Source organism: Bordetella petrii, assembly GCF_017356245.1.
GTDB classification, from domain to species: Bacteria; Pseudomonadota; Gammaproteobacteria; order Burkholderiales; family Burkholderiaceae_B; genus Bordetella_A; species Bordetella_A petrii_D.
Map to the genome: position 1 here is coordinate 1,481,965 of NZ_JAFMZZ010000001.1, position 23,075 is coordinate 1,505,039.

21 protein-coding genes, 1 tRNA gene and 1 pseudogene are annotated in these 23,075 nt (G+C 66.3%); 14 read left to right on the top strand and 9 right to left on the bottom strand.

The window, feature by feature from the left end; genetic code table 11:
* The first annotated feature begins 59 nt into the window (after positions 1 to 59).
* The 5 genes from J2P76_RS07235 to J2P76_RS07255 are packed head-to-tail and all read left to right on the top strand — an operon-like array spanning position 60 to position 4,946.
* Complete coding sequence (locus J2P76_RS07235; RefSeq protein ID WP_207405716.1) at positions 60 to 1,049, top strand: Bug family tripartite tricarboxylate transporter substrate binding protein; 990 nt, start codon at positions 60 to 62, stop codon at positions 1,047 to 1,049.
* A gap of 18 nt (positions 1,050 to 1,067) precedes the next feature.
* Complete coding sequence (locus tag J2P76_RS07240) at positions 1,068 to 2,573, top strand: AMP-binding protein (RefSeq protein WP_207405718.1); 1,506 nt, start codon at positions 1,068 to 1,070, stop codon at positions 2,571 to 2,573.
* The gene (locus J2P76_RS07245; RefSeq protein WP_207405720.1) at positions 2,570 to 3,355 is read left to right on the top strand and encodes a citryl-CoA lyase; all 786 of its coding nucleotides are present in this window, start codon (positions 2,570 to 2,572) and stop codon (positions 3,353 to 3,355) included. The genes J2P76_RS07240 and J2P76_RS07245 overlap by 4 nt, the downstream gene beginning before the upstream one ends.
* 2 nt (positions 3,356 to 3,357) lie before the next feature.
* Positions 3,358 to 4,101: an SDR family NAD(P)-dependent oxidoreductase gene (locus J2P76_RS07250; protein WP_207405722.1), complete on the top strand. Its 744-nt coding sequence runs from the start codon at positions 3,358 to 3,360 to the stop codon at positions 4,099 to 4,101.
* The gene (locus J2P76_RS07255) at positions 4,098 to 4,946 is read left to right on the top strand and encodes an SDR family NAD(P)-dependent oxidoreductase (protein WP_207405724.1); all 849 of its coding nucleotides are present in this window, start codon (positions 4,098 to 4,100) and stop codon (positions 4,944 to 4,946) included. Before J2P76_RS07250 ends, J2P76_RS07255 begins: the two co-directional genes overlap by 4 nt.
* Before the next feature lie 55 nt (positions 4,947 to 5,001).
* On the opposite strand, the gene J2P76_RS07260 is transcribed toward J2P76_RS07255, so the two are convergent.
* The 3 genes from J2P76_RS07260 to J2P76_RS07270 form a co-directional block, all read right to left on the bottom strand.
* The gene (locus tag J2P76_RS07260) at positions 5,002 to 5,430 is read right to left on the bottom strand and encodes a putative toxin-antitoxin system toxin component, PIN family (RefSeq protein WP_207405726.1); all 429 of its coding nucleotides are present in this window, start codon (positions 5,428 to 5,430) and stop codon (positions 5,002 to 5,004) included.
* Positions 5,420 to 5,671 carry a type II toxin-antitoxin system Phd/YefM family antitoxin gene (locus J2P76_RS07265; RefSeq protein ID WP_207405728.1) on the bottom strand — a complete coding sequence of 84 codons (252 nt, stop codon included), beginning with the start codon at positions 5,669 to 5,671 and terminating at the stop codon, positions 5,420 to 5,422. The genes J2P76_RS07260 and J2P76_RS07265 overlap by 11 nt, the downstream gene beginning before the upstream one ends.
* Positions 5,672 to 6,460: 789 nt before the next feature.
* Positions 6,461 to 6,536, bottom strand: a tRNA-Gly gene (locus tag J2P76_RS07270).
* Between the two features lie 135 nt (positions 6,537 to 6,671).
* Here J2P76_RS07270 and murB point away from each other — a divergent pair.
* On the top strand, positions 6,672 to 7,733 hold the full coding sequence (murB, locus tag J2P76_RS07275; protein WP_207405730.1) for a UDP-N-acetylmuramate dehydrogenase: 1,062 nt from the start codon (positions 6,672 to 6,674) through the stop codon (positions 7,731 to 7,733).
* A 33-nt stretch (positions 7,734 to 7,766) separates the two neighbouring features.
* Here the strand turns inward: murB and dapB are convergent, their stop codons facing one another.
* Together dapB and J2P76_RS23615 are read right to left on the bottom strand one after the other, a co-directional pair.
* Positions 7,767 to 8,558 (bottom strand): 4-hydroxy-tetrahydrodipicolinate reductase, encoded by a 792-nt coding sequence (gene dapB / locus J2P76_RS07280; protein WP_207405732.1) that lies wholly within the window; start codon positions 8,556 to 8,558, stop codon positions 7,767 to 7,769.
* Between the two features lie 260 nt (positions 8,559 to 8,818).
* Positions 8,819 to 9,307 (bottom strand): annotated as a pseudogene (locus tag J2P76_RS23615) (outer membrane protein assembly factor BamE); the annotation flags it as partial.
* Positions 9,308 to 9,469: 162 nt separating this feature from the next.
* Between J2P76_RS23615 and fur the strand changes: the two are divergent.
* Positions 9,470 to 9,892, top strand: a complete 423-nt coding sequence (fur, locus tag J2P76_RS07290) for a ferric iron uptake transcriptional regulator (protein WP_207405736.1) — start codon at positions 9,470 to 9,472, stop codon at positions 9,890 to 9,892.
* 56 nt (positions 9,893 to 9,948) lie between these two features.
* On the opposite strand, the gene recN is transcribed toward fur, so the two are convergent.
* Complete coding sequence (gene recN / locus J2P76_RS07295; RefSeq protein ID WP_207405738.1) at positions 9,949 to 11,610, bottom strand: DNA repair protein RecN; 1,662 nt, start codon at positions 11,608 to 11,610, stop codon at positions 9,949 to 9,951.
* Between the two features lie 11 nt (positions 11,611 to 11,621).
* Positions 11,622 to 12,521 carry an NAD kinase gene (locus J2P76_RS07300; RefSeq protein WP_207409147.1) on the bottom strand — a complete coding sequence of 300 codons (900 nt, stop codon included), beginning with the start codon at positions 12,519 to 12,521 and terminating at the stop codon, positions 11,622 to 11,624.
* 116 nt (positions 12,522 to 12,637) lie between these two features.
* Between J2P76_RS07300 and hrcA the strand changes: the two genes are divergently transcribed.
* From hrcA to dnaJ, 7 genes are all read left to right on the top strand, one after another.
* Positions 12,638 to 13,645: a heat-inducible transcriptional repressor HrcA gene (hrcA, locus tag J2P76_RS07305; protein WP_207405740.1), complete on the top strand. Its 1,008-nt coding sequence runs from the start codon at positions 12,638 to 12,640 to the stop codon at positions 13,643 to 13,645.
* Positions 13,646 to 13,699: 54 nt separating this feature from the next.
* Positions 13,700 to 14,806 carry a ferrochelatase gene (hemH, locus tag J2P76_RS07310; protein WP_207405742.1) on the top strand — a complete coding sequence of 369 codons (1,107 nt, stop codon included), beginning with the start codon at positions 13,700 to 13,702 and terminating at the stop codon, positions 14,804 to 14,806.
* A 73-nt stretch (positions 14,807 to 14,879) separates the two neighbouring features.
* On the top strand, positions 14,880 to 15,125 hold the full coding sequence (locus J2P76_RS07315; RefSeq protein ID WP_207405744.1) for a hypothetical protein: 246 nt from the start codon (positions 14,880 to 14,882) through the stop codon (positions 15,123 to 15,125).
* Positions 15,126 to 15,214: 89 nt separating this feature from the next.
* Entirely contained in the window at positions 15,215 to 15,772 is a 558-nt protein-coding gene (grpE, locus tag J2P76_RS07320; RefSeq protein ID WP_207405746.1) for a nucleotide exchange factor GrpE, read from the top strand.
* Positions 15,773 to 15,777: 5 nt separating this feature from the next.
* A complete protein-coding gene (locus J2P76_RS07325; RefSeq protein WP_207405749.1) occupies positions 15,778 to 16,176 on the top strand; it encodes a thioredoxin family protein in 399 nt (132 codons plus the stop codon).
* 54 nt (positions 16,177 to 16,230) lie between these two features.
* Complete coding sequence (dnaK, locus tag J2P76_RS07330) at positions 16,231 to 18,153, top strand: molecular chaperone DnaK (RefSeq protein WP_207405751.1); 1,923 nt, start codon at positions 16,231 to 16,233, stop codon at positions 18,151 to 18,153.
* 103 nt (positions 18,154 to 18,256) lie between these two features.
* Positions 18,257 to 19,384 carry a molecular chaperone DnaJ gene (dnaJ, locus tag J2P76_RS07335; RefSeq protein ID WP_207405753.1) on the top strand — a complete coding sequence of 376 codons (1,128 nt, stop codon included), beginning with the start codon at positions 18,257 to 18,259 and terminating at the stop codon, positions 19,382 to 19,384.
* 88 nt (positions 19,385 to 19,472) lie between these two features.
* On the opposite strand, the gene J2P76_RS07340 is transcribed toward dnaJ, so the two are convergent.
* Together J2P76_RS07340 and J2P76_RS07345 are read right to left on the bottom strand one after the other, a co-directional pair.
* A complete protein-coding gene (locus J2P76_RS07340; protein WP_207405755.1) occupies positions 19,473 to 19,808 on the bottom strand; it encodes a DUF4148 domain-containing protein in 336 nt (111 codons plus the stop codon).
* A gap of 281 nt (positions 19,809 to 20,089) precedes the next feature.
* Entirely contained in the window at positions 20,090 to 22,912 is a 2,823-nt protein-coding gene (locus tag J2P76_RS07345) for a M16 family metallopeptidase (RefSeq protein ID WP_207405757.1), read from the bottom strand.
* Between the last annotated feature and the right edge of the window lie 163 nt (positions 22,913 to 23,075).

Genomic DNA, 23,075 nt, shown 5'->3' on the forward strand with positions numbered 1-23,075 from the left:
ATATCTCTGACGCAGCGGGAATGCGCGTCCAAATAATGAACAACCGATAGGAGACTCACATGCATTCTGTTATGCGACGTTTTGTGCGGCCGGCGGCGCTGCTGCTGGCCGGCCTGGGCCTGGTCCCGGCCGCCCGGGCGGCGGCCGATTATCCGCAGCGCCCGGTGACCCTGGTGGTGGGCTATGCCGCTGGCGGCGCGACCGATATCGTGGCGCGCCTGATCGCCAAGTCGCTGTCGGATTCCCTGGGCCAGCCGGTGGTGGTGGAAAACCGCACCGGCGCCAACAGCAACATTGGCGCCGAAGTCGTGGCCCGCGCCAAGCCCGACGGCTACACCCTGTACATCGGCTCGATCGCGAACACCATCAACCGCACCCTGTACGAAAAGCTCAACTACGATTTCAAGAAAGACTTCACGCCGGTGGCGCTGCTGGCCACCATCCCCAATATCCTGGTGGTCCATCCCAAGCTGCCGATCCATTCGGTGCAAGAGTACGTGGCCTACGCCAAGAAGCATCCCGGCAAGCTGACCTGCGCGTCGTCGGGCAGCGGTTCGTCCATCCACCTGTCGTGCGAAATCTTCAAGATGGCCACCGGCACCGACATCCTGCATGTGCCGTACCGGGGCAGCGGCCCGGCGGTGGCCGACCTGCTGGGCGGCCAGGTGGATTCGATGTTCGACAACCTGCCGTCGTCGCTGCCGCACGTGCAGGCGGGCAAGCTGCGCGCCCTGGGCGTCACGGCGCCGCAGCGCGTGCCGTTCGCGCCCGACGTGCCCACGCTGGCGGAATCGGGCCTGCCCGGCTTTTCGGTGCAATCGTGGTTCGCGGTCATGGCGCCGGCCGGCACGCCCGGGCCCATCGTGGCCCGGCTGAACCAGGCCATCAACCAGGGCCTGGCCGGCGACACCCTGACCCAGGCCTACAAAGCGGCCGGCTTCCTGCTGCCGGCCACGCCGAATACGCCCGCCACTTTGCAAAGCTTCATCGACAGCGAAATCGAAAAGTGGGGCAAGGTCGTGACCCAGGCCGGCCTCAAAGTGCAATAGTAGAACCAGGAGCCGTTCGTGTATCCCATTGATTTTTTCCTTCGGGCCGCCGCCCGTTTCAGCGACCGCGTCGCGCTGGACACGCCCCAGGGCGCCTGGACCTACGGCCGGCTGCGCAGCGAGGTGCAGGCGCTGGCCGCCGCCCTGCAGGCGCTCGACCCGGCTCCGCAAAGCCGGGTGGCGGTCTGCGCCGGCAATACAGCGCAGCACGTGGTGGCGCTGCTGGCGGTGATTGCTTCGGGCAAGATCTGGGTGCCGTTGAACTACCGCAGCACCGCGCCGGAAATCGGCCGCATCATCGATGCGACCGAGCCCGGCATCGTGATCACCGACCGCACCGGCGACGCCCTGGTGGACGCCGGTAGGGCGGCGCACATCCGCCTGGATGAGGCCGCCGGCGGGCACACGCTGGCCGGCCTGCTGCAAGCCTATGCCGGCCGCGAGCCGGTGCGCTGCGAGCCAGGCACCGACGCGGTGCAGGCAATCAAGTTCACCGGCGGCACGACCGGCCTGCCCAAGGGGGTGATGCAGCCCTACCGGGCCTGGACCGCGGTCATCGTCAACCAGATCCAGGCCTGGCGGCTGACCAGCGAAGACCGCTATGTCGTGGCCGCGCCCGTCACGCATGGCACGTCCACCTATCTGCTGCCCGTGCTGGCGCAGGGCGGCACCCATGTGTTCCTGGATGAAGCATCGCCGGCGGCGATCACGGCCGCCTTCCGCGAACGCGGCGGCACGCTGGCTTTCATGCCGCCCACGCTGATCTACATGATCATGGCGCAGCCCGGCGTCTCGCGCGCCGACTTTCCGCGCCTGCGCAACCTGATCTACGGCGGCGCGCCCATGCCCGTGGAAAAATTCGAGCAGGTGCGCGCGTTCTTCGGCCCGGTGGTGGGCGCCACCTACGGCCAGACCGAATCCCCGCAGATCGTCACGGCCATTACGCCGGCCGAGCTGGCCGACCCGGCCAACCTGGGGTCGGTGGGCAGCGCCACCTGGTTTTCCGAATTCGCCATCATGGACCGCGACGGCCGCTGCCTGCCGGCCGGGCAGGCGGGCGAGGTGGTGGTGCGCGGCGACCTGGTCATGGCCGGCTACTGGCGGCTGCCCGAAAAAACCGCCGAAACCATCGTCGACGGCTGGCTGCATACCGGCGACGTGGGCGTGGTGGACCAGCGCGGCTACCTGACCATCAAAGACCGCCTGCGCGACGTCATCATCACCGGCGGCTTCAATGTGTATCCGGTCGACGTCGAGAACGCGCTGGCCCGCCATCCCGCCGTGTATGAATGCTCGGTGTTCGGCGTTCCGGACGATAAATGGGGCGAGGCCGTGCAGGCCGCCGTGCAATTCCATGGCGGCGCGTCCGCCGAGCCGCAGGAACTGATGATGTTCGTGCGCGACCGGCTGGGCCCCGTGCACACGCCCAAGCGCATCCATGTTTTCGAGAACCTGCCGCGCTCGTCCGTCGGCAAGGTGCTGAAGAACGCCGTCCGGGATTCTGTCATCAAGGAGACCACATGAACCGCCCCGTTACCCGCCTGTGCGCCCACCACCTCGAGGGCATGTCGTATCGCGACGCCGATCTGGTCGAAGAGCTGATCGGCAAGAAGACCTTCACCGAAGTGATGTTCGCGCAGATCATCGGCCGCGATGCGCGCCCGGTCGATCTGCGCGTGGTCGATGCCGTGCTGATCACCCTGATGGAGCACGGCCTGACGCCCAGCGCCATTGCCACGCGCGTGGTGTACATGAGTGCCCCGGAAAACCTGCAGGGCGCGGTGGCCGCCGGCCTGATGGCCGTGGGCAGCAGCTTCGTGGGCACCATGGAAAACTGCTCGCTGCTGCTCGACCGCATTCTCAAGGCCGACGACGCGCAGGCCGAAGCGCGCGCCATCGTGCAGGCGCACCGCGACAGCAAGAAGCCGCTGCCCGGCTTCGGGCATCACCTGCACAAGCCCGACGATCCGCGCTCGATCAAGTTGCTGGCGCTGGCCCGCGCCGAGCCCGACCTGGCGGGCAAGTGGCTGGACGCGCTGGAACTGCTGGCCCGCACCGTCGACAGCGTGTATGGGCGGCACATCACCATCAACGCCACCGGCGCGGTGGCGGCGCTGCTGGGCGAAATCGGCATCCCCACCCAGCTGATGCGCGGTTTCGCGGTCATATCGCGCGCCGCCGGCCTGGTGTCGCACGTCGCCGAAGAACAGCAGTGCCCCGCGGGCCGCTTCATCTGGGAAACCATCGACCGCGAGATTCCCTATGTGGGCGCGGGCAAGTCGGCGCGCGGCCGGCAGGAGGGCTGACGATGGGTGTCCCGCACACCGCAGCGCCCGTCGCGCTGGTCACCGGCGGCAGCGCCGGCATCGGCCGGGCTGTGATCGAACGCCTGCTGCAGGACGGCTATGAAGTCGTCAATTTCGATCTGAAGGCGCCTGCTGCCACTCTGCCGGGCGAGACGCATGTGGCGGTCGACCTGTGCAGCGCCGATGCCACGCGCCAGGCCGTGGCCGCGCTGGCGGCCGAGCGCGATGTGCTGTACCTGGTGAACAACGCGGGCACGGTGCGCCCGGCATTGCTCGAACACGCCTCGCCGGATGACCTGGCCTTCGTGATGGCGCTGAATATCCAGGCCCCCATGCTGCTGATGCAAGGCCTGCTGCCTGCCATGCGTCGCCGCCAATTCGGCCGCGTGGTCAATATCTCCAGCCGCGCGGCGCTGGGCAAGGCCGAGCGCACCGTGTACGCCGCCAGCAAGGCCGGTCTGCTGGGCATGACGCGTACCTGGGCGCTGGAAATGGCCGGCGACGGCATCACGGTCAATGCGGTCGGCCCCGGGCCGATCGCCACCGAACTGTTTGAACGGGTCAATCCGCCGGGCGCGCCGCAGACCGAGAAGATCCGCGCCGCGATCCCGGTGCGGCGCATGGGCACACCCGCCGACATCGCGCATGCCGTGGCCTCGCTGCTGGACGAGCGCGCAGGCTTCATCACGGGGCAGGTGCTGTACGTGTGCGGCGGCATGACGGTCGGCCTGGGGAGCGCGGCATGAACAACAGCCTCGACATCGACGCTCTGCAGGCGCTATTGCCGGCCGCCAGCGGTCGGCTGGCCGGCAAAGTGGCGCTGGTTGCCGGCGGCGGGTCCAGCGGTCCGGGGTGGAGCATCGGCAAGGCCAGCTGCGCCACGCTGGCCCGCCACGGCGCGGCGGTCTGCGTGCTGGACGCCAGCCTCGACGCGGCGCAGGATGCGCTGGCCGCGGTGCAGGCGCTGGGCGGGCAGGGCCTGGCCCTGCAGGCCGACGTGGCCGACCCCGGCGCCATGGAACAGGCCGTGCAGGCCGTCATGGCCCGCTACGGCAGGCTGGACATCCTGCAGGCCAATGCCGGCATCGGCAAGGTGGGCGGCCCCGAAGGCATCGCGCTGGCCGACTGGGAACGCATCCAGAAAGTAAATGTCGACAGCCTGGTCATCGCCAGCCGGCTGGTGCTGCCCATCATGCGCGGGCAGGGCGGCGGCGCCATCGTGGCCGTGTCGTCGGTAGCGGGCCTGCGCTACCTGGGCTACCCGCACCTGGCCTACAACGTCACCAAGGCCGCGGTGATCCATTTCGCGCGCATGATCGCGCAGCAGTATGCCGCGCAAGGCATCCGCGCCAATACCGTGGTGCCCGGCCTGATCGACACGCCGCGCGTGCGCACTACGGTGGCCCGCATGTTCTCGGCCGACGACTTCGAGCAGGCCCGCGCCGCGCGCGACCGGCAGGTTCCCATGGGGCGCATGGGTACGCCGTGGGAAGTGGCCAATGCGGTGGCTTTCCTGGCTTCCGACGAAGCGGCCTACATCACGGGCACGGAACTGGTGGTGGACGGGGGGCTTATCGGAAAGTACGCCTGAGCGCGCGGCGCGCGGCTGCGCGCCGGGTTCGACTTCGTTATGAATTGGAGTTTGCTCAATTCTGTTGCCATTTTTGCAGAGCCTGCGCGGGTGACAGAATTTCAAATCCCCAGTCGGCGGGTGGCAGCTCCAGTAAATCCCTGTCGCCACTTACTAGCCATTCCGCCTTGCCATGTAGGGCGGTATGGAGAAATACATCGTCATCGGGATCACGGCTGTGCGTTGGCCTGGGCGCCGTGGGCAGATCAATCCATTGAGCCGCCGCAGCGAAGTCATGCAATAGCAGGCTGCGGCGATCAATGTCCAGATAACGGTCAAATTTTGGACGCCAGAGCCTGGTTTCCAGTTCCGCGAAGGTCTCTCGCGAAAACACCAACGTAGCATGTTGCAGAAGGCAATCCACGATCCGAGCGGGAGCAGAGCAGGGGGATAGCGCAGCACTTATCAGGACGTTGGTATCGACGACTGCGCGTTCAATCCTCATCGGCCAAAAGCTGTTCCAGCTTCTCGTCTGTCAAGCCTTTGGCTGTTGCTTCTTCGGCACTTTGCTTCAATGTGCGCCGCAGTCGATCTGCATAGAACTCGCGCATTGCACGGTAGTCCTCCGCAGAAACCATGACACCGACGACACGGTTGCGCCGCGTGACCTGGATTGGCTCTCGCTGTACCCGGTCTATCAGTTCGCCGAATCGAGTTTTTGCCTCATTGGCAGTAAAAGTTTGCATTTTGGACTCCTCGAACAAGTCTACTTTGTCAGCTTACCTCAATCGTTCGATTCGTTCAATTCGGTTGAATAGGTCGATTTGCTGCCATGCTGATCCAGCTGTCAAATACTGGCGAGAGAGGCGGACGGCGGCACTGTGTGGCCTGGTAGAGGAATGAGATATGGTTGGAGCGTTCCTGGGCCATCGGGGCGAAGTGGGACTATTGCGTTATAGATTTGGATCCCTTGAACTTGCAGCATGTTTAGCTGACTCAATGTATGCGCTGACTTCTGTTGTAGTTCATCAGGAAGCAGCTCGACAGAGAACGATTCCAGTGCTCTTGGTATAGCCCTTGCGAGAAATATAAAAGTTGCCAAAGCGTCACTGATGCTCGCACGATAGCCGATAGGGCAGTGCCAGCCGCTGAGATGGAATCTGCAGTCATATAGTCCTTAAGCACTACCATGCGCTCCTACGGATCACCAGCAACTTAACAATGTCATGAATGGAGGCATCAGGCGTACATGCCGTCTTCTGCATGTCACTCGCACTCGTACAAAGAAAAGCATCCTGGGCCATCGAGTCTAAGGGGGCACATGGTGCCCATTCGAAATCAGGAAATGCTACCGATATCCATGGTCGTTCCCAGACATCAGAGCCGGAAAGAGACAATAAAAATGGACTAAAGGGAACGGGCTGCTGGTTGAATCCGCAGGATACCGGTGGAATTCCGGTTGGAAACGAAAAAAGGAGCCGAAGCTCCTTTTTGGCGTGCCATGGCGTGCTTGTGAAGCCCCATGGAAAGAATCCTGGAGCGGGAGACGAGTCTCGAACTCGCGACCTCAACCTTGGCAAGGTTGCGCTCTACCAACTGAGCTACTCCCGCGTGGCCGGGCCCGGTCAAAGCAGTGGGCCGATCAGCGAAGACCGGCATCATAGCGGTTTTCCAAGCCGTGTGCAAACCATTGACGGCCTGCCGTTAATATGTGGGCTCTTGTCCTTTGCAACCCTGCTTTCTTACATGCCGGATCCTTCCCGGGCCTTGCCCGACACCCTGGTCCCCGCCGCCCACGACCTCACCCCGCTCAACACGCTGGGGCTGGCCTCGCGCGCCGCGGCTTTTGTCAGCCTGCAGTCGCTTTCCCAGCTCGACGCCCTGTCGACGCTGGCCGGGCGCTATCCCGGCCTGCTGGTGCTGGGCGGCGGCAGCAACCTGGTGTTGCCGCCGCGGGTCGACAGCCTGGTGGCGCACGTGGCAATGCGGGGCGTGCGCCTGCTCGAGGCCCGGCCCGATGCCTGGATCATCGAAGCCGGCGCGGGCGAGAACTGGCACGGCTTTGTGTCGGCCTGCGTGGCCAACGGCTGGGACGGCCTGGAAAACCTGGCCCTGATCCCGGGCACCGTGGGCGCCGCGCCGGTGCAGAATATCGGCGCCTATGGGGTCGAACTGGCCGACCGCTTCCTGGGCCTGACCGCCTGGAACGTGCGGCAGCGCCGCCTGGTCGACATGGATGCCGCCGCCTGCCGTTATGCCTATCGCGACAGCGTGTTCAAGCACGATGCGCCGGGCGCCTGGATCATCGTGGCGGTGCGTTTCGCGCTGCCGCGGCCCTGGCGGCCGGTGCTGGACTATCCCGACCTGCAGCGCCAGGCCGCACTGGCGGGGGGCACGCCCACGGCCCGCGCCGTGTTCGATGCCGTGTGCGGCATCCGCCGCGCCAAGCTGCCCGATCCGGCCGTCATCGGCAACGCGGGCAGTTTTTTCAAGAATCCGCTGGTCGATGCCGCCGCGCGGGACGCGCTGGCCGCGCGCTATCCGGGGCTGGTGTCGTATCCCCAGCCGGGCGGCCGCTACAAGCTGGCCGCCGGCTGGCTGATCGACCAGTGCGGCTGGAAGGGCAGGCACTTGGGCCCGGCCGGCGTGCACGACCGGCAGGCGCTGGTGCTGGTGAACCGGGGCGGGGCCGCGGCGGCCGACATCCTGGCCCTGGCCGCCGCCATTCAGCGCGACGTGGCGGCCCGTTACCAGGTGGCGCTGGAGCCCGAGCCGGTGGTGTGGCGCGACGCGGCGCCCGGCGCATAGCCGGCGGGCGCCGCGCCGGATGCCGCGGGCCGGCTACAGCTCCAGCACGGCCTGCATGTCGAACAGGCCGTTGTGGCGGTCTTGCAGGAAGCGCGCGGCGCGCAGGGCGCCTTCGGCGTAGGTGGCGCGGCTGCCCGAGCGGTGCGTGATCTCGATGCGCTCGCCCGTGCCGCAAAAATACACAGTGTGGTCGCCCACGATATCGCCGCCCCGCACCACCGAAAAGCCGATGGTGCCCGGCTTGCGCACCCCGGTGTCGCCGTGGCGGGTCCAGGTGGCCACGTCGGGCAGGGCCACGTTCCAGGCCGAGGCGATGGTCTCGCCCATTTTCAGGGCCGTGCCGGACGGCGCATCGACCTTGTTGCGATGGTGCGCCTCGAACACTTCGACGTCGTAGCCTGAATTCAGGATGCTTGCGGCCACTTCCAGCAGCTTCAGGGTGGCATTGACCCCCACGCTCATGTTGGGGGCGAACACGATGGCGGTTTTCTGCGCGGCCACCTCGATGGCGGCGCGGCCATTGTCATCGAAACCCGTGGTGCCGATGACCATGCGCGTGCCGTGCCGGACGCAGGCCTGCAGGTGTTGCAGCGTGGCTTCGGGGCGCGTGAAGTCGACCAGGCAGTCGGCCCCGGCCAGCACGTCGAGCTGGTCGGTGATGGCCACGCCGGTGTCGCGCCCCAGGAAGGCGCCGGCGTCCTGGCCGATGGCGTCGGCGCCGGCGCGGTCCAGGGCGGCTGCCAGTGTCAGGTCGGGGCTGTTCAGCACGGCTTCGATCAGCATGCGGCCCATACGGCCGCCGGCGCCGGCAATAGCGATACGCATCGTGGTTCCTTTCAGCGCAGAGGCTCGGCGCCGCCGCCCGGTTGCCCGATGCTGCTGGGCGGCAGGGCGTCGGGCGAATTCAGTCGCAGTTCGCGCCGCCCTGGCGAGGGGGCGGCGGGCTGCGCGGCAGGGTTCTGGGTGTCGGACGCGTCTGGTTGCGCGCCCCCCATGTCGGGCGCCGGCACCGGCTGGGCGTCGATGGTCGGCTGGGCATTGCTTGCCGGCTGCACGCCTCCCGGCGGCGTGCCCAGCGCGGGCAGCTGAGCCGGATCGGCCGGCTCTGGCGCGGTGGTGCCGTCCATGCCGGCGGCGTCCTGGCGGGCGGTGTCGGCGTCGATCTGCTCGTCGGCCTTTTCCTGGGCCGGCTTGCCCTCGGCATCGAGCTGGAACGGCTGCAGTTCCGGCTGTTCGTCACCGCTCCAGCGCACCAGGCGGTCGTTGTCGAACCAGACGGTGAATTTGCGTTCTTGCGGCTTGCCGTAACCCGGCTTGAAGAAATAGGGGTAATCCCAGCGATCGGCGTGCAGCACGCTGGTCAGGGTGGGGCTGCCCAGGGCAAAGCGCACTTGTTCGCGCGTCATGCCCGGCTGCAGCAGGGCGACCTGCTCTTGGGTGATCCAGTTGCCCTGCTGCACGGGCGCCTTGTACGGGAAGCCCCATTTGTCGGACGTGCAGCCCGCCAGGGCGGCCGTAACCGCGGCCGCCGCGAGCAGGGTTTTCAGGAACCGGGTCGGAATACGTGCAATCATGGACTCCAAGCGCCCCTATCTGTGATTTAAAGCCAGTAAAACCGTTATCATAAAGGTTTCATATTGCGGTAGCTCCGCGGGCAGCGCAAAAAGGCGGTACGTTGCCGAGAGGGGCCCCGTGATTCTGCCCATGCCACACCGCGGACGGAGAGCGATTACACCATGACCACCGACCAAAGCGAATTGAAGAACATGGGTTTGAAGGCGACTTTCCCGCGCCTGAAAATTCTGGATATCTTCCGTAAAGCCGACCAGCGCCATCTCAGCGCCGAAGACGTTTATCGCGCCCTCATCGGCGAAAACGTCGAAATCGGCCTGGCCACCGTTTACCGCGTACTGACCCAGTTCGAGCAGGCCGGCATTCTCAGCCGCAGCCAGTTCGACAGCGGCAAGGCGGTATTCGAGCTCAACGATGGCGACCACCACGACCACCTCATCTGCACCAATTGCGGCAAGGTGGTCGAGTTTTCGGATCCCGACATCGAAAAGCGCCAGCACAAGGTTGCCAAAGACAACGGCTTTGCCCTGGAAAGCCACGCCATGGTGCTGTACGGCATCTGCAGCGACTGCCAGAAAACCCGTTAGGCCTTTTGTTGTGGCGGCGGCGGCCGCGCCGCCGTGTCCGGAAAACCCCGGAACGCCTAGCGCGACGGCTCGGCCAGCCCGCCCAGCATCTCGCGCGCGTGTTCGCGCGTAGTGGCGGTGATCTTGATGCCGCCCAGCATGCGCGCGATTTCTTCTACACGCTCGCCCGCGTCCAGTTCGGCAATATGCGACCGGGTGGCGCCGGCGGTTTCCGTCTTGCTGACCCGGTACTGCGCCGTGCCGCAGGCCGCCACTTGCGGCAGGTGCGTCACGCACAGCACCTGGTGGCGTTCGCCCAGTTCGCGCAGCAGCTTGCCCACCACTTCGGCCACCGCGCCGCCCACCCCGCTGTCGACTTCATCGAAAATCAGCGTGGGCACGCGCGCCGCGCGGCTGGCGATGACCGACAGCGCCAGTGAAATGCGCGACAGTTCGCCGCCCGATGCCACCTTGCCCAGCGGCCGCGGCGAGGTGCCGGCGTGGCCGGCCACCAGGAACTCGACGTGGTCGCTGCCGTGGGCCGACGCGGCGGCCCGCGACACCACGGGCTCGAAACGGCCGCCCTGCATGGCCAGCGTCTGCATGGCCTGGGTGACCTGCTTGCCCAGGCTCTTGGCCACTTTGGCGCGCGCGGCCGACAGCTTGCCGGCGGCCGTCTCGTACTGGGCGGCGGCGGCGTCGGCGCGGGCGCGCAATGCATCGATGTCGGCCGCCGCCTGCAGGTCGGCCAGTTGCGCGTGCACGGCGTCGCGCAGGGCCGGCAGGGCTTCGGGCTCGGCCTTGAATTTGCGGGCGGTTTCAAACACCGCGCTCATGCGGGTGTCGACCTCGGCCAGCCGCTGCGGGTCGAGTTCGACGCGGCTGACATAGTTGTTCAGGTCGGACACGGCCTCGGACACCGCGATGCGCGCCGATTCGAGTTCGTCGGCCACGCCCTGCAGCGCCGGATCGTGGCGCAGCATCTGCTGCAGCCGGTGCTGCGCGGCATTCAGGCGGTGGCCGGCGGAATCGTCTTCGCCATCGAGGGCTTCGAGTATTTGCCCGGCGCCGTCGAGCAGGGCCTGGGCGTGCGCCAGACGCGACTGTTCGGCCTGCAGGGCGTCCCATTCGTCGGGCTGCAGGGCCAGCTGGCCCAGCTCATCGGCCTGCCACTGCAGGCGCTCGCGCTCGGCCGCCAGGCCGGCCGCGTCTTTTTCGGCCAGTTCGAGCTGGCGGGCCAGCGTGCGCCAGTCTTTCCAGGCCTGCGCGACCGCCTGGCGCAGTTCGCCGTGGCCGCCATGCGCGTCGAGCAGGTCGCGCTGCGCATCGGCGCGCATCAGGCTCTGGTGGGCGTGCTGGCCGTGGATGTCGACCAGGCTGTCGCCCAGTTCGCGCAATTGCGCCAGGGTGGCCGGCATGCCATTGATGTAGCCGCGGCTGCGGCCCTGGGCGTCGACCACGCGGCGCAGCGCCAGTTCGCCGCCGGCATCGAGATCGCGCTCGGCCAGCCAGGGGCGCAGCGTATCGGGGGCCTCGAACAGGGCCGTGATGTCGGCGCGCGCGGCGCCTTCGCGCAGCACGCCGACGTCGGCGCGTTCGCCCAGCGCCAGCGCCAGCGCGTCGATCAGGATCGACTTGCCGGCGCCCGTTTCGCCGGAAAACACGGTAAAGCCGGCGCCGAAATGGATTTCGGCCTGCTCGACAATGACGAAATCGCGGATATGCAGGGTGCGCAGCATGGCCGGTGCCGTTATTCCACGCTGTCGGATGCCTGCGGCATCAGGTTCCAGTGCAGCTTGCGGCGCAGGGTCGAGAAGAAACTGTAGCCCTCGGGGTGCACGAAGCGGATGGTGTGCGGCGCGCGCTGCACCGAGATGCGGTCGCCCGGCTGCAGGTCGGACCAGGTCTGCATGTCGAAATGCACGCTGGCGCCGACTTCGACGCGGCCGATGGCGGTAAGCGTCATGTTCAGCACGCCGCCGCCCGGAATGACGATGGGCCGGTTCGACAGTGTCTGGGGCGCCACCGGCACCAGCACCATGGCGTCGAGGCCGGGGTGCAGGATGGGGCCGTTGGCCGACAGCGCGTACGCGGTGGATCCGGTCGGGGTGGCGATGATCAGGCCGTCGGCGCGCTGGGCGTACATGAAGGCGCCGTCGAGCTCGACCCGCACTTCGATCATGCCGCCGCGGCCGGCCCGGTTCAGCACCACGTCGTTGAGCGCCGGCGCCGTATACATGAGCTGGTCGCCGCGCCAGACGCTGCCCACCAGCAGCATGCGGTCTTCGGCCTGGTAATTGCCTTCGATGACCCGCGCCAGGGCATTGTGCGCTTCTTGCAGCGGCACGTCGGTGATGAAGCCCAGCCGTCCGTGGTTGATGCCGACCAGCGGCACGCCGTAGGGCGCCAGCGTGCGGGCGGCGCCCAGCACGGTGCCGTCGCCGCCCATCACCACCGCCAGCGACGCGGTGGAGCCGATTTCCTGCAGGCTGGCCACCGGGTATTCATGCACGCCGGTATTGCTGGCGGTATCGGCCTCGACCAGCACGCGGCGCCCGGCCTGCACCAGCATGTGCGCCAGGGCGCGCAGCGGCGCGTCCAGGCCGGTATCCTGGTGTCTGCCAATCAGGGCGACGATGGGAAAGTGCATGGCGAAAGAGAGCGAATAATCGAAGGGAACAGCAGATTCGGCGATTATATGGGGCCGCATGTTCGGCCGCTGGACAAAAATCGCCCATTTCCAAAAGTTTCCCTACAATAGCCTATATGGATGATCGTGCACGCGCCTTGCTGAAAGCGTTGATTGAACGCCACATCGCCGACGGACAACCGGTCGGTTCGCGCACGCTTTCCAAGGTATTCGACCTGTCGCCGGCCACTATCCGCAACGTCATGGCCGACCTCGAAGACCTCGGCCTGATCCACAGCCCGCATACCTCGGCCGGGCGCGTTCCCACCCCGCGCGGCTACCGCATGTTCGTCGATTCGCTGCTGGCGGTGCAGCCCTTCGAATTCCAGCCCCGGCAGTTCAGCGAAGCCGCCCTGACGGCCACCGAGCCGTCGCGGGCTGTCAGCGCGGCCGCCGCGCTGCTGTCGAACCTGACGCAGTTCGCGGGCGTGGTGCTCACGCCCAAGCGCGCCCAGGTGTTCCGCCAGATCGAATTCATCCGGCTGTCGGGCAAGCGCGTGCTGCTCATCATCGTCACCCCCGATGGCGACGTGCAGAACCGCATCCTGTCGGTGCAGCGCGACTACTCCGAAGCCGAGCTGATCGAGGCGGGCAACTTCTTCAATGTCCATTTCGCCGGCAAGTCGTTCGACGCCGTGCGCCGCACCCTGACCACCGAACTGGCGCAGCTGCGCGAAGACATCTCGCGCCTGATGCAGGCCGCGGTCGAGGCCGGCGCCGAGGCCGCCGAAGACGGCGACGACGTGATCATCTCGGGCGAACGCAAACTGCTCGACGTGACTGACATCGCGTCCGACATGGACCGCCTGCGCAAGATGTTCTCGCTGTTCGAACACAAAACCGACCTGCTGCAGCTGCTGGACATCTCCAGCCGCGCCCAGGGCGTGCAAATCTATATCGGCGGCGATTCGCAATTGCTGCCCATGGAAGAGGTTTCGGTCATCACCGCGCCCTACGGCGTCGACGGCAGGGTGATCGGCACCCTGGGGGTCATCGGCCCCACCCGCATGGCATACGAGCGCGTCATTCCCATCGTCGACATCACCGCGCGGCTGCTTTCCAACGCGTTCAGCCACAACCAATAAATCTGTAGCGGGCCGGCCTTCTTTTCGCGGAGAGGGCGCCCAGAGGGGTGTTTTGTGTTTCTTCGCCTGTTCAAGTATTTGTGGCCCGAGCGCTACCTGCCCGAACCCAGCCAGGCGGACCCCTTCGACGACGACCCGCCCCCGCGCGCGGCCGGCCCCGTCGGCGTGCTGCTGGTCAACCTGGGCACGCCCGACAGCGCCACGCCGCGCGACATCCGCCGCTATCTGGCGGATTTCCTGTCCGACCGGCGGGTCATTGAAATTCCCCGCTACCTGTGGTGGCCCATTCTGCACGGCATGGTGCTGGCGCGGCGGCCGCGCCGCCTGCAGCCGCGCTATGCCGGCATCTGGATGGACGAGGGTTCGCCGCTGCTGGTCTACAGCCGCAGGCAGGCCGAGGGCGTGCAGCGGGCGCTGGCCGAACGCGGCCACGCGGTGCAGGTCGAGCTGGCCATGCGCTACGGCGAGCCTTCCATCGCCCAGGCCATCGAGCGGCTGCGCCAGCGAGGCTGCCAGCACATTCTTACCGTGCCGCTGTATCCGCAGTACGCGGCCAGCACCACCGCCACCGTGGTCGACGCGGTGGCCGCGTATGCCGGGCGCCTGCGCGACCAGCCCGAGCTGCGATTCATCAAGCGCTTCCACGATGACCCCGGCTACCTGGACGCCCTGGCCGGCCGCATTTCCAGCTACTGGCAGGCCCATGGCCGGCCGCAGAAACTGGTCATGAGCTTTCACGGCCTGCCCCGCTATTCCATCGAGCTGGGGGATCCGTACTACCGCGATTGCCTTGAAACCGCGCGCCTGCTGCGCGAGCGCCTGGGGTTGTCGCCCGAGCAATCCGAAGTCACGTTCCAGAGCCGCTTCGGCGCCGCGCGCTGGCTCGAGCCCTATACCGAACCCACCCTGAAGGCCCTGGCGGCCCAAGGTGTTACCGAGGTCGACGTGGTGTGTCCCGGTTTCCTGGCCGATTGCCTAGAAACGCTGGAAGAAATCAGCCAGGAATGCCGCGATGCGTTCCTGGCCGCGGGCGGGCGCCAGTTTCGCTACATTCCGGCCCTGAACGATGACCCCGCGTGGGCCGAAGCCCTGGCCCGCCTGGCCGACAAACACTTACAAGGCTGGCCCACACGCGCCGCGCCGGGGCCTTACACTGGGTGAAAGGGCATCCGCCGAGGCGGGCGCCAGCGGCCCGGCGGGCCGCCCCCTGATCGACCTTTGCAGGAGACAGCGCATGAATACCACCGCGAAACCCGGCGTGGGCACATCTTCGGCACCTGGACATACCGATCTGAAAGAAGATCCCATCGAACGCGAGCTCGATGAAGCCCTGGAAGACACCTTCCCGGCCAGCGACCCTATCGCCGTCACGCCCGAAGAAGCGCCGCAGCGCGACCCCGATGCCGCCGTCGACGAGGCGCTTGAAGACACCTTCCCGGCCAGCGACCCGCCGGCCCCGGTGCGGCCCGGCAAGGGTTAGGGCAGTCCGTTCCGCCGTCCGCCTCTTGAAATCACCGGATCGGCCCCCATTATCGGGGCCGACGCTATTGTTTTTTGGAGGAAATCCCCATGACGGCATCCCAAGAGCCTGTCGATCAAGCCCCCGAGTCTGACGAACCGGCCGCGGCCATGCCCGCCACTGTTGAAGCGCTGCAGGCCGAGCTGGCCGCCGTGCGCGCCGAACTCGAGGCTGCCCAGGCCACGGTTGCCGCGCAGCAGGATCAGGTGCTGCGCGCCCGGGCCGATACCGAAAACGTGCGCCGCCGCGCGCAGGAAGACGTGTCCAAGGCGCGCAAATTCGGCATCGAATCGTTCGCCGAAAGCCTGGTTCCCGTCAAAGACAGCCTGGAAGCGGCGCTGGCGCAGCCCGACCAGACCGTCGACGCCCTGCGCGAAGGCGTCGAAGTCACCCTGAAGCAACTGGCCGGCGCCTTCGAGCGCAATCTGCTGAAAGAAATCGCCCCGGCGCAGGGCGACAAGTTCGATCCCCACCTGCACCAGGCCATTTCGTCGGTTCCGTCCGACCAGCCCGCCAATACGGTGGCGCAACTGCTGCAGAAGGGCTATGCCATTGCCGACCGCACCCTGCGGCCCGCCCTGGTCATGGTGTCCGCCGGCCAGGGGTAAGCGCCATGTCCGGCCCCACCTCGTTCGATCCGGCGCAGGTTTTCGACGTATTCGCCATGCGCACGGTCGGCACGGCCGATTTCGACCAGGCCGTGGTCGACGCGCCGGGCGACGACCTGCGCTGTGTATTCCTGTGGGGCCAGGATTGTTACAATTGTAATTTGTTCAAGCAGGCCGCCTTGCTGCACCGGCAGGCGCTGCTTGACCTGGGGCTGACCTGGTTCCAGGCCGATGTCTACGCCGACGAGGCACTGGGGCGGCGCTTTTCGCTGCATGGCGTGCCCACCTTCGTGCTGTACCGCGGCGGCAGGCGCCTGGGCCGCATTACCGGCTGGCCGGGGTTGCCGCGCTTTACCGAAGCCATCGGCCGGCTCTTGAAAAACCCCTCTGGCAGCCCCAGTTAGGCTAAGACCCATTTTTATCCCTGTATTCACGGATCTACATCAAGGTATTCCACCATGAGCAAAATCATCGGCATCGACTTGGGCACGACCAACAGCTGCGTGGCTGTCATGGACGGCGGCCAGGTCAAGATCATCGAAAACGCCGAAGGCGCCCGCACCACGCCCTCCATCGTCGCCTACATGGACGACGGCGAAACCCTGGTGGGCGCGCCGGCCAAGCGCCAGGCGGTCACCAACCCCAAGAACACCCTGTACGCGGTCAAGCGCCTGATCGGACGCAAGTTCGACGAAAAGGCCGTGCAGAAAGACATCGACCTGATGCCCTACAGCATCGTCAAGGCCGACAACGGCGACGCCTGGGTGGAAGCGCGCGGCAAGAAAATCGCGCCTCCCCAAGTGTCGGCCGACGTGCTGCGCAAAATGAAGAAAACCGCCGAGGACTACCTGGGCGAAGAAGTCACCGAGGCCGTGATCACGGTGCCGGCGTACTTCAATGACAGCCAGCGCCAGGCCACCAAAGACGCCGGCCGCATCGCCGGCCTGGAAGTCAAGCGCATCATCAACGAGCCCACCGCGGCCGCGCTGGCGTTCGGCCTGGACAAGTCCGAAAAGGGCGACCGCAAGATCGCCGTCTATGACCTGGGCGGCGGCACGTTCGACGTGTCCATCATCGAGATCGCCGACGTCGACGGCGAGAAGCAGTTCGAAGTGCTGTCGACCAACGGCGATACGTTCCTGGGCGGCGAAGACTTCGACCAGCGCATCATCGACTACATCATCGGCGAGTTCAAGAAAGAGCAGGGCGTCGACCTGTCCAAAGACGTCCTGGCCCTGCAGCGCCTGAAAGAAGCGGCCGAAAAGGCCAAGATCGAGCTCTCGTCCAGCCAGCAGACCGAGATCAACCTGCCGTACATCACGGCCGATGCGTCCGGTCCGAAGCACCTGAACCTGAAGGTCACGCGCGCCAAACTGGAAGCGCTGGTCGAAGAACTGATCGAGCGCACCATCGACCCCTGCCGCGTGGCCATCAAGGACGCCGGCGTGAAGGTCTCCGAGATCGACGACGTGATCCTGGTCGGCGGCATGACCCGCATGCCCAAGGTCCAGGAGAAGGTCAAGGAATTTTTCGGCAAGGATCCGCGCAAGGACGTCAACCCCGACGAGGCCGTGGCCGCTGGCGCCGCCATTCAAGGCTCGGTGCTGTCGGGCGAGCGCAAAGACGTGCTGCTGCTCGACGTCACGCCGCTGTCGCTGGGTATTGAAACCCTGGGCGGCGTCATGACCAAGATGATCCAGAAGAACACCACGATCCCGACGCGCTTCTCGCAGACGTTCTCCACGGCCGACGACAACCAGCCGGCCGTGACGATCAAGGTATTCCAGGGCGAGCGCGAAATCGCCGCGGGCAACAAGAGCCTGGGCGAATTCAACCTCGAGGGCATCCCGCCGGCGCCGCGCGGCCTGCCGCAGATCGAAGTCACGTTCGACATCGACGCCAACGGCATCCTGCACGTGTCCGCCAAGGACAAGGGCACCGGCAAGGAAAACAAGATCACCATCAAGGCCAATTCCGGCTTGTCGGAAGACGAGATCCAGCGCATGGTCAAGGATGCCGAGGCCAACGCCGAGGAAGACCACCGTGTCGCCGAGCTGGCCCAGGCCCGCAACCAGGCCGATGCGCTGGTGCATGCCACCCGCAAGTCGCTGACCGAATATGGCGAGAAGCTCGAGGTTTCTGAAAAAGAAGCCATCGAAGGCGCCATCAAGGAACTGGAAGATGTGCTGAAAGACGGCGACAAGGCCGCCATCGACGCCAAGGTCGAAGCCCTGTCCACGGCCTCGCAGAAACTGGGCGAGAAGATGTACGCCGACATGCAGGCGTCGCAGGCTGCCCAGCAGCAGGCCGCCGACGAGGCCAAGCCGGTGGACGAGAACGTGGTCGATGCCGACTTCAAGGAAGTCAAGCGCGATCAGTAATGGCCATTAACGCCTGAATGACGCCCGGAGCCGGAATTTTCGGCTGCCGGGCGGATTCGTTTCAGTACCTACAAGCTTATGGCTCTCTCCGGGCCCATCCATTATGGCAAAACGCGATTACTACGAAGTCCTGGGCGTGGCAAAGAACGCAACGGACGATGAACTGAAAAAGGCCTATCGGAAGCTGGCCATGAAGCATCATCCGGACCGCAATCCGGACAACAAAGAGGCTGAAGAAAAGTTCAAGGAAATCAAGGAAGCCTATGAAGTCCTGGGCGACGAGCAGAAGCGCGCCGCCTACGACCGCTATGGCCATGCGGGGGTCGACCCCAACGCGGCCGGCATGGGGGGCGCGGGCATGGGCGGCGGCTTCGCCGATGCCTTTGGCGACATCTTCGGCGAGATCTTCGGCGGCGCGGGCGGCCGGCGCGGCGGCGGTGCGCAGGTGTACCGCGGCGCCGACCTGAAGTACGCGCTGGAAATCACGCTGGAGCAGGCGGCGCACGGTTTCGATACCGAAATCCGCGTGCCCAGCTGGGAACATTGCGACACTTGCCATGGCAGCGGCGCCAAGCCCGGCACTTCGCCCAAGACCTGCCGCACCTGCGGCGGTTCGGGGGCAGTGCGCATGCAGCAGGGGTTCTTCAGCGTGCAGCAGACCTGCCCCACTTGCCACGGCACCGGCAAAGAGATCACCGATCCGTGCCCGTCCTGCGATGGGGTGGGGCGCATCCGCCGCAACAAGACCCTGCAGGTGAAGATTCCCGCCGGCATCGACGACGGCATGCGCATCCGCTCCAGCGGCAATGGCGAGCCGGGCATCAACGGCGGCCCTTCGGGCGACCTGTACGTCGAGATCCACATCAAGCCGCACAAGATCTTCCAGCGCGACAGCGACGACCTGCACTGCGAGCTGACCATTCCGTTCACCACGGCGGCCCTGGGCGGCGAGCTGCAGGTGCCCACGCTGGGCGGCAAGGCCGAGATCTCCATTCCCGAGGGCACGCAGTCCGGCAAGACTTTCCGCCTGCGCGGCAAGGGCATCCGCGGCGTGCGCGCCAGCTATCCGGGCGACCTGTACTGCCATGTGGTGGTCGAAACCCCGGTGCGGCTCAGCGACGAGCAAAAGGCCATTCTGCGCCAGTTCGAAACGTCGCTGAGCGACGGCGGCGACCGCCATTCGCCGCAAAGCAAGTCCTGGACCGATCGCGTGAAGGAATTCTTCAGCTGATCGCCGGCCCGCAACGAAAAACCCCCTGCCGCACACACGGCAGGGGGTTTTTTTTGCAGCTTGCCGGCCCTGGGAAGGGCCTGTCCTATCAGTTGGCAACCGGGGGATAGTCCAGTTCGCCGAAGGTGTACTGGCCGTTGGCCTTGGCTTCGGCCAGTTCGGCGCGAACCTGCTCGCGGGTCTTGCCGGCGGCGGTGGACACCTGGACAGCCGGGTAGTCTTCTTCGCCGAAGGTGACCAGGCCGGCGGCCTTGGCCTGGGCCAGTTCGGCCTGCACCTGGGCGCGGGTCGGCGCGTTGGCGTCAGCCTGGCCGTACACACCCTGGAAGGGCACGTTGTTGGGTTCGATGTTGGGCGACGCGGCGTAAGCGCCGGCGCTCAGCAGGCCCATCGAAACAAAGAGAGCAGTAGCTAGGGTTTTCATGATAAGACCTCCATTCGTCTGTTGATCTGGGACTGAATCCGGCGGCCTTCCGTCGTGGTTCGTTGTGTTTCCCGATGACTGAATTCTGCGCGCATCCGAACCTGGGATAAACCCTGATTTTTTGAAAATATTTTTCCATTTTCCGGTGTAATAAGCAGGTTCATGGGGGTTATATCGGAATGATGGCCGCCTTTCCCATCAGGACCCGGGCGGGGATCGCCGCGACCGGCCCCAAAAAAAACCGGCCCCTGGGGCCGGTCTGGGCGGCAACGAAGGGCTGCCTAAGGGGCGGCTTTCTTCGGGGCGGCATCCTGCGGAGCGGCCTTTTCTGGCGGGGGTTGCCGCGGCGCCGCCTTGTTCGGGGACGCGAAGTCGCCCGCCACGGCCGTGCTGAAGGCCGCCGGCTGCAAGTGCCCGCGCAGGGCCGCATTGACGGTATCGGGCGTCAGGGCGGCAATCTTGCGGTCCATGTCGGCCGACCATTCGAAGCTGCGGCCGCGCTTCAGGTAGTTGATCCAGGTCGAGGCCAGCACGCTGTCCTGGGCGCGGGCCAGCTTGCGGTAGTTGAGCAGGGCGGCGATGCCGTCTTTGACTTCTTCGGCGGAGAAGCCGTCTTTCAGCGCCCGGGCCAGCTCTTCGTCTATGGCTTTTTCAAGCCGTGCGCGGTTCTGCGGCGCATAGATGGCATAGATGGTCCAGCTGGCCGTGGGCTCGAACGACGACACCGACAGATTGCTGCGCACGTTGTACGACAGCCCGTCGGTTTCGCGCACGCGGTTCCACAGGCGCGATGTCTCGGAGGTGCCCAGCAGGAAATTGGCCAGGTACAGCGCCGGGAAGTCGGCGTCGGTGTCCTGCAGCTTCAGCGGCATGCGCGAGATATAGAACGCGTTGGCCTTGTCGGGGGTTTCGATGCTGAAGCGCTGCGCCTTGATGGCCCGGTAGGGGTCGGACAGGCGGGTATAGGCCGGCGCCTGCTGCCAGCCTTTCAGGCCGGTGGTCAGGGCCTGCTTGACCGCGTCGGCGTTGAAATCGCCCACGGCCGAGAACTTGATGTGGCCGGCGCCGTAGTAGCGGTCGTGGAAAGCGGCCAGCGCGTCGCGGTCGAGCTTGCCCGCGTCGGCCAGGGCTTCTTCGAAAGTGGGTACATAGCGCACATCGTCGGCCGGCCACGGGTTGTCCTGGCGCGCCAGCGCGCGCGAGGCCAGGGCGGTGGGCTCGGTCATGCTGCTGCGGATCGAGGTGAGCGCCTGGCGCTGGTATTCCTCGACCTGGTCTTTGGGGAAGTTGGCGTGGCGCACCACGTCCAGCACCAGGGCGACCAGTTCGGGCAGGTGCTCGCCCGCGGCCGACATGGCCACCGTGAGATCGGTGCCCGACCCGTCGAATTCGACCTGGGCCTGCAGGGCATCGAAGCGGTCCTGGATGTCCTGGCGCGACAGCTTGGCGGTGCCGCGCTCGAGCAGATCGGCCACGGCGGCGGCGTTGACGCGCTGGCCGCGCAGGCTGTCGGCGTCGCCGAACTGCACCAGCAGCTCGGCCTGCACGCGGCCGCCGCGGGTGGCCTTGGGCAGCAGGGCCAGCTGCACGGGGCCGTTGGGCAGATCGAGCTGGCTGCGCTGGGTGAGCTTGTCGATGTTGGCGGGCGACGGGTCGAAGGCCTCGGCCTGCTTGAAATCGGGGTCGCCCTGGTAGTCTTTCAGCAGGCCGGCCAGGTCGGGGCGCTGCGCCAGCGGCGCGCGCTGGGGTTTTTCGGTGGGAATGTAGCGGCCTTCGGTGCGGTTGCTGGCCACCAGGTAGGTGGCGGCCACGCGCTGCACGTCTTCGAGTTTGGCGTCGCGCACCCGGTCGCGCTGCAGGAAGAACAGGCGCCAGTCGCCGCCGGCGATGGCCTCGGACAGCGCCACGCCGATTTTTTCGGGATCGGAATACACCTGCTGCCAGGCGGTCAGCCACTTGCTGCGGGCGCGCTCGAGCTCTTCGGCGGTAAACGGCTTGTCGCCCAGCGACTCCAGGGTCGAGGTCAGGGTTTGCAGCGCCTTGTCCTGGTCCATGCCGGGCTGCAGCTGCGCGCCGAACATGGCCACGCCGGGGTCGAGCTGGTCCATGGTGAAACCGAACACGTCGGCCGCCTGCTTGGTGGGCACCAGGGCATGGTACAGGCGGCCCGAGGGCGTGTCGGCCAGGATGGTGGTGGCCAGGTCGAACGGCGCGTAATCGGGGCTGCCGGCCGCCGGAATGTGGTACATGGCCGCCACCAGCGGGATGCCGCCCGCGCGGCGCAGGGTGATGGCGCGTTCGCCGTCTTGTACGGGCTCGACGGTGTATTCGGGCGGCAGCTTGCGCTGCGGCCGGGGCAGCTTGCCCAGGGTGGCGCGGATGGCTTCCAGGGTGGTTTGCGGGTCGAACTTGCCGGCCACGATCAGCACGGCGTTGTCGGGCTGGTAATACTCATGATAGAAGGCCCGCAACTGCCCGACATCGACATTTTCGACATCGGAGCGCGCGCCGATGGTGCTTTTGCCGTAGTTGTGCCATTGGTAGGCGGTGGCCTGCATTTTCTGCATCAGCACCCGGAAAGGGTTGTTTTCGCCGCTTTCCATTTCATTGCGCACCACGGTCATCTCGGAATCGAGATCTTCCTTGGCGATCAGCGAGTTGACCATGGCGTCGGCCTGCCAGCCCAGGTACCACTTCAGCGTGTCGGGGTTGGCGGCAAAGCTGGCAAAGTAGTTGGTGCGGTCGGCCGAAGTCGAGCCGTTGGCCTGCAGGCCGCGCCGCGAGAATTCGGCCAGCGCGTTGCGGGTGGTGGGGGTGGCCTTGAACAGCATGTGTTCCAGCAGGTGCGCCATGCCGGTCTGGCCGTAGTTTTCCTGGCGCGAGCCCACCAGGTACGTCATGTTGACCGTGGTGGTGGGTTTGGACGCGTCGGGCGCCAGCAGCACGCGCAGCCCGTTCGGCAGCCGGTATTCGGTGATGCCCTCGACCGAGGCAACCTCGGAAACCCCCGCCGGCACCGGCGCGGCGCCGGCCTGGAAGGCCAGGAAAGAGGTGATCAGCAGGGCGTTCAGGCGGGCGGGCAGCCCCGAAAGCGAAAAGCGCATGGCGAGTATCCGTGTTACGGGAGGATGTCGTTGGAGTGTATACGCCCCGGATGGTTCCTATTTGGCGCCGCGCCCGGCGCGGGTGTAACCTGTTGGAAACAGGGCTGTTCCAGACAGACGGGATGCGCGACGGCCTGCAGCGGGTCTCCCGTCTTGCGCCTTT

Excerpts from the sequence above, each read along its gene's own strand:
- hrcA (WP_207405740.1), top strand. The coding sequence starts at position 12,638 with ATGGATGATCGTGCACGCGCCTTGCTGAAAGCGTTGATTGAACGCCAC.
- dnaJ (WP_207405753.1), top strand. The coding sequence starts at position 18,257 with ATGGCAAAACGCGATTACTACGAAGTCCTGGGCGTGGCAAAGAACGCA.
- murB (WP_207405730.1), top strand. The coding sequence starts at position 6,672 with ATGCCGGATCCTTCCCGGGCCTTGCCCGACACCCTGGTCCCCGCCGCC.
- J2P76_RS07315 (WP_207405744.1), top strand. The coding sequence starts at position 14,880 with ATGAATACCACCGCGAAACCCGGCGTGGGCACATCTTCGGCACCTGGA.
- dapB (WP_207405732.1), bottom strand. The coding sequence starts at position 8,558 with ATGCGTATCGCTATTGCCGGCGCCGGCGGCCGTATGGGCCGCATGCTG.
- dnaK (WP_207405751.1), top strand. The coding sequence starts at position 16,231 with ATGAGCAAAATCATCGGCATCGACTTGGGCACGACCAACAGCTGCGTG.
- grpE (WP_207405746.1), top strand. The coding sequence starts at position 15,215 with ATGACGGCATCCCAAGAGCCTGTCGATCAAGCCCCCGAGTCTGACGAA.
- J2P76_RS07340 (WP_207405755.1), bottom strand. The coding sequence starts at position 19,808 with ATGAAAACCCTAGCTACTGCTCTCTTTGTTTCGATGGGCCTGCTGAGC.
- J2P76_RS07325 (WP_207405749.1), top strand. The coding sequence starts at position 15,778 with ATGTCCGGCCCCACCTCGTTCGATCCGGCGCAGGTTTTCGACGTATTC.
- fur (WP_207405736.1), top strand. The coding sequence starts at position 9,470 with ATGACCACCGACCAAAGCGAATTGAAGAACATGGGTTTGAAGGCGACT.
- J2P76_RS07300 (WP_207409147.1), bottom strand. The coding sequence starts at position 12,521 with ATGCACTTTCCCATCGTCGCCCTGATTGGCAGACACCAGGATACCGGC.
- J2P76_RS07265 (WP_207405728.1), bottom strand. The coding sequence starts at position 5,671 with ATGCAAACTTTTACTGCCAATGAGGCAAAAACTCGATTCGGCGAACTG.
- J2P76_RS07250 (WP_207405722.1), top strand. The coding sequence starts at position 3,358 with ATGGGTGTCCCGCACACCGCAGCGCCCGTCGCGCTGGTCACCGGCGGC.
- J2P76_RS07235 (WP_207405716.1), top strand. The coding sequence starts at position 60 with ATGCATTCTGTTATGCGACGTTTTGTGCGGCCGGCGGCGCTGCTGCTG.
- J2P76_RS07260 (WP_207405726.1), bottom strand. The coding sequence starts at position 5,430 with ATGAGGATTGAACGCGCAGTCGTCGATACCAACGTCCTGATAAGTGCT.
- J2P76_RS07245 (WP_207405720.1), top strand. The coding sequence starts at position 2,570 with ATGAACCGCCCCGTTACCCGCCTGTGCGCCCACCACCTCGAGGGCATG.
- J2P76_RS07345 (WP_207405757.1), bottom strand. The coding sequence starts at position 22,912 with ATGCGCTTTTCGCTTTCGGGGCTGCCCGCCCGCCTGAACGCCCTGCTG.
- J2P76_RS07255 (WP_207405724.1), top strand. The coding sequence starts at position 4,098 with ATGAACAACAGCCTCGACATCGACGCTCTGCAGGCGCTATTGCCGGCC.
- recN (WP_207405738.1), bottom strand. The coding sequence starts at position 11,610 with ATGCTGCGCACCCTGCATATCCGCGATTTCGTCATTGTCGAGCAGGCC.